At 27.6% G+C, this 14,810-nt stretch carries 13 protein-coding genes and 1 other annotated feature; of the genes, 10 read left to right on the top strand and 3 right to left on the bottom strand.

The genetic code is table 11. The annotated features are described in order from the left end of the window. The first annotated feature begins 7 nt into the window (after positions 1-7). Positions 8-1,042, top strand: coding sequence for a dipeptidyl-peptidase IV (locus tag GXK56_RS03865; RefSeq protein WP_160685286.1), 1,035 nt, complete (start codon positions 8-10; stop codon positions 1,040-1,042). Between the two features lie 228 nt (positions 1,043-1,270). After that, positions 1,271-1,921: a site-2 protease family protein gene (locus tag GXK56_RS03860; RefSeq protein WP_160685283.1), complete on the top strand. Its 651-nt coding sequence runs from the start codon at positions 1,271-1,273 to the stop codon at positions 1,919-1,921. Between the two features lie 69 nt (positions 1,922-1,990). On the opposite strand, the gene GXK56_RS03855 is transcribed toward GXK56_RS03860, so the two are convergent. Then, positions 1,991-3,496 carry a Ppx/GppA phosphatase family protein gene (locus GXK56_RS03855; RefSeq protein WP_160685279.1) on the bottom strand — a complete coding sequence of 502 codons (1,506 nt, stop codon included), beginning with the start codon at positions 3,494-3,496 and terminating at the stop codon, positions 1,991-1,993. Between the two features lie 245 nt (positions 3,497-3,741). After that, positions 3,742-4,000: a binding site (T-box leader), on the top strand. A 93-nt stretch (positions 4,001-4,093) separates the two neighbouring features. Here GXK56_RS03855 and argS point away from each other — a divergent pair. The 7 genes from argS to GXK56_RS03820 all read left to right on the top strand — a co-directional run bounded on the left by argS (position 4,094) and on the right by GXK56_RS03820 (position 10,912). Continuing rightward, positions 4,094-5,785, top strand: coding sequence for an arginine--tRNA ligase (gene argS / locus GXK56_RS03850; protein WP_160685276.1), 1,692 nt, complete (start codon positions 4,094-4,096; stop codon positions 5,783-5,785). Positions 5,786-6,177: 392 nt separating this feature from the next. Then, entirely contained in the window at positions 6,178-7,308 is a 1,131-nt protein-coding gene (locus GXK56_RS03845; protein WP_160685273.1) for an AI-2E family transporter, read from the top strand. 85 nt (positions 7,309-7,393) lie between these two features. Next, positions 7,394-8,488: an acyltransferase family protein gene (locus tag GXK56_RS03840; RefSeq protein WP_160685271.1), complete on the top strand. Its 1,095-nt coding sequence runs from the start codon at positions 7,394-7,396 to the stop codon at positions 8,486-8,488. Between the two features lie 6 nt (positions 8,489-8,494). Continuing rightward, positions 8,495-9,031, top strand: coding sequence for a nitroreductase family protein (locus GXK56_RS03835; RefSeq protein ID WP_160685268.1), 537 nt, complete (start codon positions 8,495-8,497; stop codon positions 9,029-9,031). 67 nt (positions 9,032-9,098) lie between these two features. Then, the gene (locus tag GXK56_RS03830) at positions 9,099-9,827 is read left to right on the top strand and encodes an HAD-IB family hydrolase (RefSeq protein ID WP_160685265.1); all 729 of its coding nucleotides are present in this window, start codon (positions 9,099-9,101) and stop codon (positions 9,825-9,827) included. Positions 9,828-9,841: 14 nt separating this feature from the next. Continuing rightward, entirely contained in the window at positions 9,842-10,570 is a 729-nt protein-coding gene (locus GXK56_RS03825; RefSeq protein WP_160685262.1) for a ribonuclease H-like domain-containing protein, read from the top strand. 162 nt (positions 10,571-10,732) lie between these two features. Further along, a complete protein-coding gene (locus tag GXK56_RS03820; RefSeq protein WP_160685259.1) occupies positions 10,733-10,912 on the top strand; it encodes a YjfB family protein in 180 nt (59 codons plus the stop codon). Positions 10,913-10,979: 67 nt separating this feature from the next. On the opposite strand, the gene GXK56_RS03815 is transcribed toward GXK56_RS03820, so the two are convergent. After that, positions 10,980-11,840 carry a ComEC/Rec2 family competence protein gene (locus GXK56_RS03815; protein WP_160685578.1) on the bottom strand — a complete coding sequence of 287 codons (861 nt, stop codon included), beginning with the start codon at positions 11,838-11,840 and terminating at the stop codon, positions 10,980-10,982. A gap of 402 nt (positions 11,841-12,242) precedes the next feature. Here GXK56_RS03815 and GXK56_RS03810 point away from each other — a divergent pair, with 402 nt between their 5' ends. Next, the gene (locus tag GXK56_RS03810) at positions 12,243-13,994 is read left to right on the top strand and encodes a phosphoenolpyruvate carboxykinase (protein ID WP_160685256.1); all 1,752 of its coding nucleotides are present in this window, start codon (positions 12,243-12,245) and stop codon (positions 13,992-13,994) included. Between the two features lie 38 nt (positions 13,995-14,032). On the opposite strand, the gene GXK56_RS03805 is transcribed toward GXK56_RS03810, so the two are convergent. Next, the gene (locus GXK56_RS03805) at positions 14,033-14,785 is read right to left on the bottom strand and encodes a putative ABC transporter permease (protein ID WP_160685253.1); all 753 of its coding nucleotides are present in this window, start codon (positions 14,783-14,785) and stop codon (positions 14,033-14,035) included. Positions 14,786-14,810: the final 25 nt, after the last annotated feature.

The following is a 14,810-nucleotide window of genomic DNA, read 5'->3' as shown; positions in this document are numbered from 1 at the left end:
TCAGATTATGAAGATGTTTAAAAAGATAATTGCATGGGCAATGTTATCTATAATACTGCAAATTGGTGTTTTATATGCTTTAACTAATATTGTATTTAAACAAACATCAGAGTTTAAAAGCGAAGACATGCAAGTTAAAAAGGAAACAACTAAGGATATTAAGGCAACTATTTCCAATACTGCTAAAGATGTAAATATATCATATAACGGAAAATATTTAAGCTACAAAGAAAATGATGCTTTATTCTTGCAGGAAGCGAAAACTGGAACAAGTAAAGAAGTTGTTATGGATAATGAAGGAACTATTCTTTATTATGATTGGCTTCAGGATAGAGATGTATTGGTAATAGCTGAAAAAGTTAAAAAAGATGGGAAAAATAAAATTGTACTTGCAACATATGACCCTAAAAATGCATCAGAAAATGTTGTTAAAGAAATATGTAATTACAAAGATAATATAAAAGTTAAGAAAATAACAGCATCTACTTTAACAGGAGTATTCTATGTTGATATAGATACTGGTGGTTCAAAGAATATGGTTTATAGAATAGACAGAAATAATGATATGAAAGAAGTTCAGCTAAAAACTTTAATTTTAGGAAATATTCAGGTTATTCCTCATGCAGATAGATTAATATACGAAGATAAGATAAATGGAAAATTTTATGTAACCAATCCTAACAAGTCTCTTGCATTCAATTCTAATAAGAAATTAACGCTTCTTGGAATTGATAAGAATGACATTATATATATGGGGGAACTTAATGGAGATAAAATTTCAAGTGTAACTTATGGTAAGGTTGATGAGGATACTGCTAGCTGGAAAAAGGTAAATCTTGATTCTGTTGTAAATGTTGATAATTTATATTTCAGCAATGCAAGTGAAATATTAATCAACGATAATCTTAAAGGTAGTGTAAAAAACTTAACTACTGGTAAAGAACTTGCATACGAAGGTAAACTAGTTCAAATTAAAGAAGATTTTATTGCATTAAAGGATTCAGAGGGAAAATTGATTTATAAAAGCTTAAAAGAAAAATAAATAAAATGAGAAGTATTCAATCTTCAAATCTGGTTGAATACTTCTTATTTTTTTAGATAAGAAATAGCAATAAGATAAACAATTAAGAAGGAAGAAAAATTAAATTTAATTATGCATTATTAACGACAAATTAACAATTTGGTATATTAAAATTTTAATATAAAAGTATGCATGACAGCTTACAAATATGATATAATACAAAACATACACATAAAAAAGGAGGATAATATGAATTCAATACGCGATACATTACTTGAGATAATATTAATAATTCCAGGAATGCTTCTTGCATTTACTTTTCATGAATATGCCCATGCATTGGTTGCAGATAGATTAGGAGATAAAACACCGAGATTTCAAGGAAGATTAACATTAAATCCAATTTCACATATTGATCCAATAGGATTTGTTGCAGTGTTATTATTTAGATTTGGCTGGGCAAAACCAGTACAAACTAATCCTTCTGCATATAAAAATTATTATAAAGATGATTTAAAAGTTAGTCTTGCAGGACCAATTGCTAATTTTTTGGTTGCTATAATAATGGCTATAATATTAGGCTTTTTTGCTAAATATGCTCAGGGAGTTTTACCAGAGGTGCTATCAAAAGTTTTATATTCAATGATATTTTTTGCTATTGTCGTAAATGTAAATATAGGTTTATTTAATTTGATTCCTATACCAGGTCTTGATGGGTTTAGCCTCTTAAGAGATTTAAAACCAAATTTTTTCCATAGATATGAAGAAAAATTTTATCAATATCAAATGCTTATAATGATAGGCTTAATATTTGTTGGTGGAAGAATAATCCAAATACCTGCAAATTTTATACTAAGAGGATTATTAAATCTTGCATCTCAAGTTGTTAATTTATTTTAAAATTAAATTACAATAAGGCGTATATCTATAAAAATAAGATATACGTCTTTTGAAGTTTTATGTATAATATTAAATTTGTTCAATTTTAAGTTCTCTATGATATATTTCCTTAAACCTATCCTTCATCTTAAGAGCTTGTTTGATTTCGAAGCATATATCTGCATCACAAGATACTGTTATTAACACAAAATCTTCAGTAAAATCCACATTTATTGATTCAATTGGATTTTCAAGTGTTTTATCAAGTGTTTCAGAAATTGATAAAAGAACTCCAATAGCTTCAATTGCTTTAAGGTCAAGCTTGCTTATTATAGAGAAAAAAGGTGGTAGAGATACTGCTGTTTTATTTTTATGAGTAGCTGCAATTGCTGCACTTATTACCAATTCTTTATGGGAAAGTCCATTAATATTTGAGTGAAGTATTACATAAAAAGAATGTATATTATGATGATAATAATCAATAGATATACCAGAATCATTTAATAATGCAGCTGTCTTTAAAGTATTGTCGTATGAATTACCAAGTCTATGTAGTGATTTTAATTCATCAAAAAGTTTATAAGTTAAATTGTATAAACGATAAGCACGCTCTTTATTAATGTGGAGATAATCAATTATACCATCTAAGTTGTAATCTAATATGCTTTTAATAGGACCATAATTATCTTCTATATAAGAAAATATAAACCCTTCTCTAAGACCTCTACCAGAAATTATTATATCTTCACAATTAACGTTTTTTAGTATTGTATCAAAGATGGTTAGGCCTCCCATAATTAAATCAGCTTTTTCAGAAGATAAGCCAGGGACTTGTAATCTTTGATTGTAATCGTTGCACTTTAAAGAATTATAAATTTGATGTACGTCTTGAGTTGTTAATGTGTAATTATGAAGTATACCAAAAGGATATCTTTTTTTAGCTCTATCAATTTTGCATACAGCTCTTGCGGTTCCGCCAACACATATTATTGAATCATATTGATTTTTATTGAGCCATTCAATATTATCAAGTGAATCCTGCACAACAGAAATCGAATTTTTTAAATCTTCATAAAGAATTCTATCGTTTAAATTGTATTTATAAGTATGACTTAGACTTCCAAAAGGAATAGTAATACTATTATTAATTTGTCCGTTTATTACTGAAGTTAAATGAGTACAAGCACCGCAAATATCTATTATTAAAGCATTTAAAGTAGGAATACTTTTTGTTACACCTAAATATGTGCAATTAATTTCATCTTCATCTGATAATAAAGTTACATCTATATCAAACTCTTCTTTTATTAAGTGAAGGAAATATTCATAGTTATTAGCCTTATTTAAGGTGCTAGTACCAACTGCAATTATATCTTCAACACCAGAAATTTTGCATAATGATTTAAAGGAACGAAAATTTGATAAGGTTTCTTTAATTTTTTTCTCAGATATTTCATCACTATGAATTAAGTCTTGTGCAAGCTTTATATCACTGCTGGCTTCATCAATGATCTTGTAGTAGCCAGAATCAAGAACATTCATTAAGGTAAATTTAACTGAATTAGCACCAATATAAATAACACCTGTTTTATTCATTTTAAAACTCCTCATTAATGATTTTTTGTTTTATATTCATATAAATTAACATGTTTAAATACCATTAATAGCATTTAAACATAAGAAAATTATACCTTTTTTAATTAATTATTTAAATAGAAATGCAAATAAAAGTAGTATTTATTATCCAATGGAAGTATAAGATGGAATTTTATACTTGAAAGATTAAAAATAAGTTGACAAAATTTCATAGAATTTGTATAATTTATTATCATTAATATTGAAAAAATTCAGTGATAAGGAAAGTAATTTAATTGATTCCTTTAGCGAGCAGGGGATGGTGTAAGCCTTGTGGATAAATTATGATGAAGAGAGCCTTGGAGAAGTCCCCTGAAATTAAGATAGTTAGCTAATGTTTACGGAGATTAACTATGAAGACTTATAAGTAAGGAGGATCGCAAGTAAAGTTGCGTTAAAAGTTAAGGGGTATTTTATTTATATAAAATACAATTAGAGTGGTACCGCGGATAATTCGTCTCTTTGTTTAAAAGAGGCGATTTTTTATTTTAGTTAAGTTATAAATTTTGAATAGAACTTATTACTAGAAGATATTATACAAAAATGAGGAGGATATTTATGAATTATAAAAACAAAGTAGCAGAACTTATTAAAGCTCATGTGGAATTAGATGTAGAAACTATAGAAGGGTTAATTGAAATACCGCCAAAGCCAGAAATGGGGGATTATGCATTCCCATGTTTTCAATTATCAAAAACTATGAGAAAAGCACCAAATATGATAGCTGAAGAATTAAAAAGCAATATGTCTACAGATGGATTTGAAAGGATTGAAAATCTTGGACCATACTTAAATTTCTTTGTTGATAAAGGTGTGTTTGCTGAAAATACAATTAAGAGTGTTTTAGAAGCTGGAGATAATTATGGAGCTTCAAATGTTGGGGAAGGTAAAACTGTATGTGTTGAATATTCATCACCTAATATAGCAAAACCATTCCACATTGGGCATTTGTTTACAACTGCTATAGGAAATGCTTTATATAAGATGTTTAAAAAAGAAGGTTATAATACAGTTGGATTAAATCACTTAGGAGACTGGGGAACTCAATTTGGTAAGCTTATATCAGCATATGACAGATGGATAGATGAAGAAGCTTTAGAAAAAGCCCCTATTGATGAATTACTTAGAATATACGTTAAATTCCATGAGGAAGCAAAAAATGATCCGAGTTTAGAAGATGAAGCAAGAGCTAATTTCAAAGCATTAGAAACTGGTGATGAAAGAGCTACAGCGCTTTGGACTAGATTTAGAAATTTAAGTTTAAAGGAATTTGAAAGAGTTTATGATCTTTTAGGTGTTAAATTTGATTCCTTAGCTGGAGAAGCTTTTTACAATGACAAGATGGATGTTGTTGTTAATGAATTAAAAGAAAAAGGACTTCTAGTAGAAAGTAACGGAGCTCAAGTTGTAATGCTTGAAGAATATAATATGCCTCCGTGTATAGTTCTTAAGGGGGATGGAGCATCTATATATGCAACAAGAGATTTAGCAGCAGCTATGTACAGAAAAAAAACATACGACTTCCATAAATGTGTTTATGTAGTTGGAACTCCTCAAGCTTTACATTTTAAACAAGTATTTAAGGTTTTAGAGCTTGCAGGTCATGAATGGTCAAAAGATTGTGTTCACGTAGGTTTTGGATTAGTTAAATTTGCAGATAGAAAGCTTTCAACTAGAGAAGGTACTGTCATTTTACTTGATGATTTATTTAGAGAAGCAGTTGAAAAAACTATGGAAGTTATAAATGAAAAGAATCCTGAACTTGAAAATAAGGAAGAAGTTGCAAAGAAAATAGGTATTGGAGCAGTAGTGTTCACTTACCTTAAAAACTCTAGAGAAAAAGATATTGTCTTTGACTGGAAGGAAATCTTATCCTTTGATGGAGAAACAGGACCATATGTACAATATTCATATGCTAGAGGAAACAGTATATTGAATAAAGGAATGGATTGTAATGGAACTGTTGATTATAGCAGATTAGCTTCAAAAGAAGAATTTGAATTAGTTAAGAGTATAGCTAACTTTAATAACATAATAACTTTAGCATTAGATAAATTAGAACCATCAATCTTAACAAGATATGTAATTGAAGTTGCAAAAGGATTTAATAAATTCTATAATGCTCATTCAGTGCTAAATTTAGAAGATGAAGATTTAAAAGCTACTAGACTAAATTTAGTAAAAGCAAGTTTACAAGTGATCAAAAATGGATTAGAGCTACTTGGAATTGATGTAGTAGAAAAAATGTAGCATATAACAGAATTCACTTATAAATAAAAAGGCTACTAAACACTAAATTATGAATTTAATATACTTCATTTATAATAGACGTTAAAAAATAAATGTCATTATGAATGAAGTATATTTTTGTTTAAAGAGTACAATAATTAAATAACTTTTCATACAAGCTGAATTTTATTGAAGGATTCTTTTAGAATATTTTAAAAGAATCAATATTAGGAAATAAATATATGATATAATTATATTCACAATAAAATGATAAATCATTAAATATTAGTATGTATATTTTGAAGTGGATAATATATTATAACTTGGTATAGCACAAATAAACTATATGCTAAATTATTATTTTCTAAGTGATTTGTTCGTTTGATAAATAGGAAGAAAGGATTTGGTATAGATTGTTTATAAATAGAAATATTAAATATAGGGATATATTAATATTTGCTTTAATAGGAGTGATTGGTTATAAGCTTATTGATAATTATGAATATTTTTTTGATATTGTAAAAAAGATAATATCAATTATGACTCCATTTATATATGCTTTAATTTGCGCTTATATATTAAATCCAATAGTAAGTTTTTTTGAAAGTCGTTTGAAACTGAAAAAACCAATTGCAATAACAGTTACATATTCAATAATAATTGCATTAATATTTATAGTATTGTTTTTTACTATACCAAGCATCATTGATAGTATATTAAATATAACTAATGAGATGCCAACTTATGTTGAAATAGTTCAAAAATGGATAAATGCTATTTTGCAAAATGAAAGATTAAAAGGGCTAATAATACAAGCTGGGCTTTTGAGCAAATTTCAGGAAATATCGAGTCAAGTAGGTAGCGTTACAATAGATTTGTTACAAAATCTTGCCATGTATTTATTATCATTTACATCAAATTTATTAAATGTAATTTTAGGATTTTTGATTTCAATTTACGTTTTAGCAGATAAAGAAAAATTTGTTAGAAGTGCTAGAACTGTTACCTTTATGATACTTAAGGAGGAAAACGGAACTAAATTAATAAATCTAATAAGAACTTATCATAAGATGATAGGTGTATATATTGGAATTAAAGCAATTGATTCTGCAATAATTGGAATAATAGTTCTTTTTGCAATGATAATTGTTGGAGAACCGTATGCGCCATTAATTGCTTTAATTAGTGGAGTAACCAATATGATACCTTATTTTGGACCATTTATTGGGGAACTAGTTGGTGCTTTAGTAGCAGTTTTTGTTTCACCAATGAAAGCATTAATAGTGTTTTTAGTGTTGCTGTCAATCCATCTATTCGATGCTTGGTATTTAGACCCTAAGCTTATTGGAAAGAAAGTAGGGGTAAGTCCCTTTGGCATTATTTTAGGGGTAGCAATTGGTGGCGGTTTCCTAGGACCTGTTGGAATGTTATTAGGATCTCCTACAATAGCAACTATTAGAATATATTACGAAAAGTTTTTGGGCAGGTTTAAGGAAAGTAATCCTAAGCTTGTAAAACGAGAAAATCTTGATGAAAATGATTAGTAGAAATGAGCAAGGCAAATTAATTGCCTAAAAGGAGATTTGGGAAAATGAAAATGTGATTATCAGTGGATGGTATGGAGGAACAATGAGAAGAAATGAAATTGATTGGATTAGGAATATTGGTGTATTATTATTGTTTGTGTTTCATACTGCATCAGTATTTACATATTATGAACCTTGGTATATTTGGTATTATAGTAAAAGCTGGGCGGCAACAATAATATTTATTTTCTGCATTCCATGGCATATGCCTGTATTATTCTTTTTAGCTGGAGCATCTACAAGATTTTCTTTAGATACAAGAAGTGAAAAAAAATATATACTAGAAAGAGTAGAAAGACTTTTGGTGCCATTTATACTAGGAATGTTGATTTTAGTTCCACCACAGGGATATTTTGCACGTGTAAGCAGAGGAAAGGAAGTAGGAACTTTTTTTCAGCAATATAAGCACTTCTGGACAACTATTTCTAGCATACCCTATGATGGAGGATTAGGGCCAGCTCATTTATGGTTCATTTTATATTTATTTATTATTTCAATAATAAGTATTTTTATTATTAGAAGTTTTAAGAGAGAAGCTATGAAAAAGTTTCTGTTAAAGTTTAAAGATAAGATGACTAGTAGGTATTCTTTAATTTTTTCTACGATGATATTATTAATAGCAGATATGACTCCTCTTGCTATTGCAGAAAAAAATATATTAATATTTTTAATAGTGTTTTTAATGGGTTATATTGCATATGGAGATGAAGAATATTTAGAATATATTGATAAAAATAAAATGAAAAGTTTAATGATAGCTTTAATTTTATTTACATTATATATTTTTTTGATTATACATCATTACACTTCAGAACAAAATAAAGGTTTAGAGATTATTTTGTCCATAATGAGAAATTGTATTATGATAACTATCATTACAGCCATAATAGGATATGGTAGAAAATATTTAACTAAAGGAGGAAAGGTGCTTACATATTTAAATAAAGCATGCTTTCCAATATATATATTACATCAGCCTATAGTTGTTGTTATTTCATACTATTTGCTTAAATATTATAAATTACCAATACATGTATCAATTTTAATTATTTTAGCAAGTTCAGTTGTTGCAACCTTTGCATTATATGAATTATTTAAGAGGATAAAAATTACTAGGTATTTAATTGGAGGTAAATAAATATTCATGAAGGATTTTTTTGATTTATTAAGTAAGCGTCAAAGCTGTAGAAAATATTTAGATAAACCAGTTGAGAAAGAAAAATTAATTAAGTGTATTGAAGCCGCAAGGCTTGCACCATCTGCATGCAATAGCCAGCCTTGGCACTTTATAGTTATTAACAATAAAGAATTAGCACAAAAGGTTGCTTTGTGTACTCAAGATAAAATTATGAATAAGTTTACCAACGAGTGTCAAGCTTTTATAGTTGTGGTAGAAGAAAGTGGAAATCTTACGTCTCGTGCAGGTGCTTTGATGAAACAGCAGGATTATAGATCCATTGATCTTGGAATTGCGACAGAGCATTTATGTTTAGAAGCAACAGAACAAGATTTAGGAACTTGTATCTTAGGTTGGTTTGATGAAAAAGAACTTAAGAAACTTTTAAATATAAGTAAGATTAAAAGGATTAGGCTAGTGGTTGCTGTAGGATATCCAGAAACCAATGAGGTAAGAAAGAAAGTTAGAAAGAATATAGAGGAAATTTCTACTTTCATGGAATAGAATATTATAAATAAAATGATTACGAAGAATTATTTTATTTATATACATAATTAAAGGATGTGAGAAAATGTCAAATATAGGTGCGTTTTTTGATTTGGATGGAACTTTATATAGAGAAGGATTAATAACAGAAGTATTTAAAAAAATGGTCAAATATGAAATTATAGGATCAGAAAGATGGTATAATGATGTAAGACCCTATTTTATGAAATGGGATAAGAGACAAGGCGATTATGATAATTATTTATTAAAGATGATAGATATATATATAGAATCTATTAAGGGACTGAAAAAGCATCAAATGGAATATATAGCTCAAAAGGTAGTACAACAAAAAGGTGATAGAGTCTATACTTTTACGAGAGATAGAATAAAATGGCATCAAACTAATAATCATAAATTAGTAATAATATCAGGTTCACCTTCAGAACTTGTTAGTGAAATGGCTAAAAAATATGGATTTACAGATTATATAGGTGCAAAATATACAACAGATGATTATGGAACTTATACTGGTGATGTGATTCCAATGTGGGATAGTAAAAGCAAGGCTAAAGCAATTGGAGAATTCGTGAAGAAGTATGACATAGATTTAGAAAAAAGCTATGCCTATGGAGATACAGCGGGGGATTATACAATGTTTAAAAACGTAAAACATCCTTATTGCATGAACCCAACAAAGGAACTCTTGCAAAAAGTTTTAAAAGACAGGGAATTAATTAAAAAGGTTAATGTTGTAGTAGAAAGAAAGGATGTAATATATAACTTAGCTATTGAAGATATACAATTCTTATAGAAAAGAGTGATACTGTGATTATTCGTGAAAATAAAGTGAAGATAGAAGAATATAGTGATGAATTTATTATGAAGTCTGCTAATAAAGAATATAGTCCAGAAGAGGTAATATTTTTTGATCTTGAACATTATGTTTATAAAAAACCAAAGTGTATTGGTGTATTTGGAGCTTGTGAATATGATAAAAAAACAAGTAATCTTGTAGTTACACAATATATGATTGAAGATAGAGAAGAAGCAACAAATATACTTTATCTTGCAAAAAAATATTTTATGAAAATGAAGAAAAATGGCAAGAAAGCTATAATCACTTTTTCAGGTAATAATGATTTTACAGTTATCAACTATCTTTTTAAAGAAAACAGCATATATTATAACTTTGATGAAGAATTTGATTCTATAGATATACAAAAGGAATATGAAAAAGATAAGAAGGTTTCTATAGGTTTAAAAAACTTAGAAAAAATATTTGATATTATTAGGGAAGGTGAAGTTATAAGTGGTTCCAATTTAGCTAAAACCTTTAATAAAGTAATGAAGGACAAGAGCTATTTTAAAAGAATGCCAGAAGAAAAAATAGAAAAAATCCTACTTTATAATGAACAAGATGTTATAAATTTATATTATATATATGTAAATTGGAAAAAGTATATCTTTGATGAGGTAGAAGTTCATGAAGATATTGATTTAGATGAGAATTCTGTAAATATAGAAGAAGATTGTAAAGAAAGTATTTCAAAATAAATATATATTGTTTTTATGTACTCTACTTTATGTTTATGGACAGTAATGGAGTTTACATTGTATAAAATATATTGATTTTGAGTTTAATATATTGTTTAATTTTACGATAATAAATAAGAACTATAAATGACGGAAAAAAAATATAATTAAGGAGGTATGAATATGGATATAGCATCATTATCAATGGCAATGAGCCAAACAAGGGTTCAAGAGTCGGCAAGTATAGCAGTAATGGGAATGGCAATGGATGCTGGCAAACAAAATGCTACTCAGATGACAGAAATGATAAGCAATTTAGCAGTAGATCCTAATTTGGGAAAACACATAGATATTAGTGTTTAGCGTAGATAAATAAAATAGGAATTCTAGAATCAGCATTATTAAACAGGGATTTTAATAATGCTGATTTTTATTTTTTTGATATATTTGAACCATCAGATGTTATTATTACAGTACTGTCTATATCTGTTCTATATACTCTTATTTCATTTTCTTTTAAGCGTTTAATTGTATCAGTGTTTGGATGATTATAACTATTATCAGAACCGACAGAAATAACACTTAGAGAGGGATTAACTTTATTTAGAAATTCTTTTGTAGAAGAAGTCGAAGATCCATGATGTCCAATCTTAAGAACATCGGCACCTATGTCTTCATGGGAAGTTATTAATTCTTTTTCAACCTCCTTTTGAGCATCTCCTGTAAATAGAAAAGAAGTTTTTCCATATTGAATTTTTATTACTGGTGAATAATTGTTTAAATCTTCATAGAATTCTTTAGTTGGAGAAAATACAGTAACTTTTGTGTTTTCGCCTAAATCAATAGAATCAATCCCTTTTTTTATGATATTTATTTTTAAACTTTTAGATTTTAAAGAGTCTATCATTTCTTCAAAGGTTTTAGTTGTTGTTTGAACTTTTGGTGAATAAAAGTTTAAAACCTTATAGTTATCTATTATCTTAGACATATTGCCAATATGGTCTTCATGAGGATGAGTTGCGATAACATAATCTAATTTGTCTATAGCTATTTTTGATAAAGAATCAAGTAATTTCTTCTTATCTGATTTAGGACCAGAGTCAATTAGAAGATTTTTTTTATTTACTTGGATAAGGATACAGTCACCTTGCCCTACATCTAAATAATAAACAATCATTTTACCTGTTTCAGGTCTATAAATTATATTGGAATTTTTGTTTACTAATTTAAAAATATAGATTGTAAATAAAATGGTAATACTAAAAAGAATGATACATAGATATTTTTTCATATAATAAGTATTTTTCATATGTTAAGATTTTCCTCTCAATTTTACATATATATTTAATTGTACGATTAATATAATTCGCTTTAATTAAAATATAGTCCTTTTAAAAAAAATATATACAAACAAACTAAAAAAAGTGCGAACAAACTAATAAAAAATTAATTTAATATTCATAAAATATATAAAAGGGAATATATTAATATAATTAGGATTAAAATAAATATGGTGTTTTTTATGGAAATAATTTTGAAAGATCATTTCGCTTTTTATTTTATAAAAATGAAAGAAATGCAAAAAACCTAGGTTGAATATTGCAAAAAGTGTGATATAATTAATTTAATGTGTGGAAATTGAAGAAAAAATGCAATATTATATTAGATAAAATTTCATGTAGGGGGCAAAGAAATGAAAAAAGAATTTTCCATTAGCAACGACAAAGTAATGATAAATTTTACAGCAAAATACTGTAATAATTTTGAATCTATATTAGAAAGTGATGGATTTAGACGAATTTTAGAGGTTTATTTGAAAAAAGCAAAAAAGAGAAAATCTATTGCATATAGATATTTAAATCAAGCTTTAGAAACAGATAGTTTATTAGATATTAGAAGAGATTTAACATTAGTATTAAAATATCTAACTGTCATGAGCGCAGATGAAGTTGTGGAAATCAATATAGCTTATTCAAAATTATTAGAGGATAGGGACAAGTTTATAGCATTTATAGAAGATTTGTATTTATTTTGGAGAAGACTTGAAAGATATACTATAGTCCATAGATATAAAGTGCAAGAGGGACTTGCAGCTGTAAGTTTTACAGAAGCTAATGCTAAATTTTCTAATTTAATTTTGACTTTATATAGAAAAATTGAGCACCATGTAGCTGGCTTTAAACCCAAAGTTTATAGACAAATACCTGCTGGCGGAAATGCATGTATAATGATTCATGAAATGGAGTGGGTAAGACCAGATGGGTATGAAGCTTTAGAAGAAGTTCCTTTTATAGACCATATTCTTTTAGAAACACCATTTATCACTTATCCTAAAAAGAATACGAGAGATGGAATGTTTACAGAAATAGATTATAATCCACTAAAATATGCTCAAATAAATAAAGAACATTGGTTTTGCTATCCAGCTAAAATAGGAGGTCTACTTACATTTATTTATTTTCATAGAGACTTTATGGAACATGGAATAAGCTTATGCAACCTGTTTGAAATGGCGAGAAGTGAAGAAACAAGAGGCAGAAAACCAGATATAATTTATGTTTATGGAGCTAAAGATGATGGAGAGGAATTAAGAACTGTATTTTATGATGATTCTCAAAATGATATAATGCTAGGATATGTGAGCCATTCTGAGAAGATTGATTATTTTGGATATCTTAAGAAAATGACATTAACTTTATATAATTTAATAATGATAAAAAGAGGCTTCTTACCAATACATGGATCAATGGTAAATATTGTTCTTAAGAGCGGGGATGAAGCAAATGTTGTAATTATGGGAGATAGTGGCGCTGGTAAATCGGAAAGTTTAGAAGCTTTTAGAAGCTTGAGTGAAGACTATATTTCTGATATGACAATTATCTTTGATGATATGGGAACTTTTAAAATAGAAGAAGATGTTATTAAAGGATATGGAACAGAAATTGGTGCTTTTGTAAGATTAGATGACTTAGATCAAGGATATGCGTTTAAGGAAATGGACAGAAGCATATTCATGAATCCAGATAAAATTAATGCAAGACTAGTAGTTCCAGTAGCTTCATATAAGGATATAACAAAGGGACATCCAATAGACTTTTTCTTTTATGCTAATAATTACGAAGGAGTTGAAGAGGGTGGAAAATATCTTAATTACTTTAAAAACCCAGAAGAAGCAATAAAAGTGTTTAAATCAGGAGCGAGAATGGCAAAAGGAACAACTACTGAAAAAGGATTAGTAGAATCTTTCTTTGCAAATCCATTTGGGCCAGCTCAAAAACAAGATGAAACAAATATTTTGATTGATAAATATTTTAAAAATATGTTTGAAAAAGGACAAGTTAAAGTTGGTCAGATCAGAACTTGTTTAGGGGTAGCAGGACAGGAAAAAGAAGGTCCGAAAAATGCAGCTATAGAATTGTTTGATGAAATAAAGAAAATGAAATAGATAAACTAAAAAGGATTAAGGTAAATTAGTAAATTACCTTAATCCTTTTTTAACTTATCTTTCAAAGATTTAAATATATGGTTTAATTGGTTATATGAAAAATAATGTTTTGAATTTTTAATGTTTAAATTTAATTTAAACTTACCAAAGATGGTTTCAAAAGTTCTTAACTTATCTATAGTTTTCCCTCTTGTAAAAGTTAATAAATTACTAGGCTTTTCAAGTAAGAAATTAACTGGTACAAATTGAAGAGAATAAGATAATTTATCGAATTGCATTAATGAAATTAACGTGAAGCAGAAATCAGCAATAAAATAAACTATGATTACCGATAAAATTATATCTCCTAAAGTTCCAGGAATACTCATAACTAAATCATTAAGAATAGGATGAATTATTCTGATTATAACTACTTCACCAACGCCCCACATTAAAGAATATAGTAAACAAACTCTTCCGTGAATGTTAAATGGATCTTCAGTATAATCCCACCATTTAGTTTTAAATGTTTTTTCTAATACATATCCTGTAATATATTCTAAGACAGAAGTCAAAATAACTGCTAAGAAAAATAGTATAAATATATTATTTTTATAGCTGTCTAGAAAAACTACAAGAGAAACAGCTCCAAAACCATATATTGGGCAAAATGGACCAAATAAAAATCCTCTGTTGACAAATCTGCGTTGATTTTTGAAATAATATAAAACTTCAACGCACCAACCAGCAAAAGAATAAATTGCAAAGAAATATATTAAATTATAATAATTAAAATTTAATATTGCACGCAAATATATAATTCCCCCCCAGCTAAAC

The organism is Clostridium sp. C2-6-12, from assembly GCF_009928485.1.
In the GTDB taxonomy this organism is placed as follows: domain Bacteria; phylum Bacillota; class Clostridia; order Clostridiales; family Clostridiaceae; genus Clostridium.
This window is presented reverse-complemented; position numbering and strand designations above follow the sequence as displayed.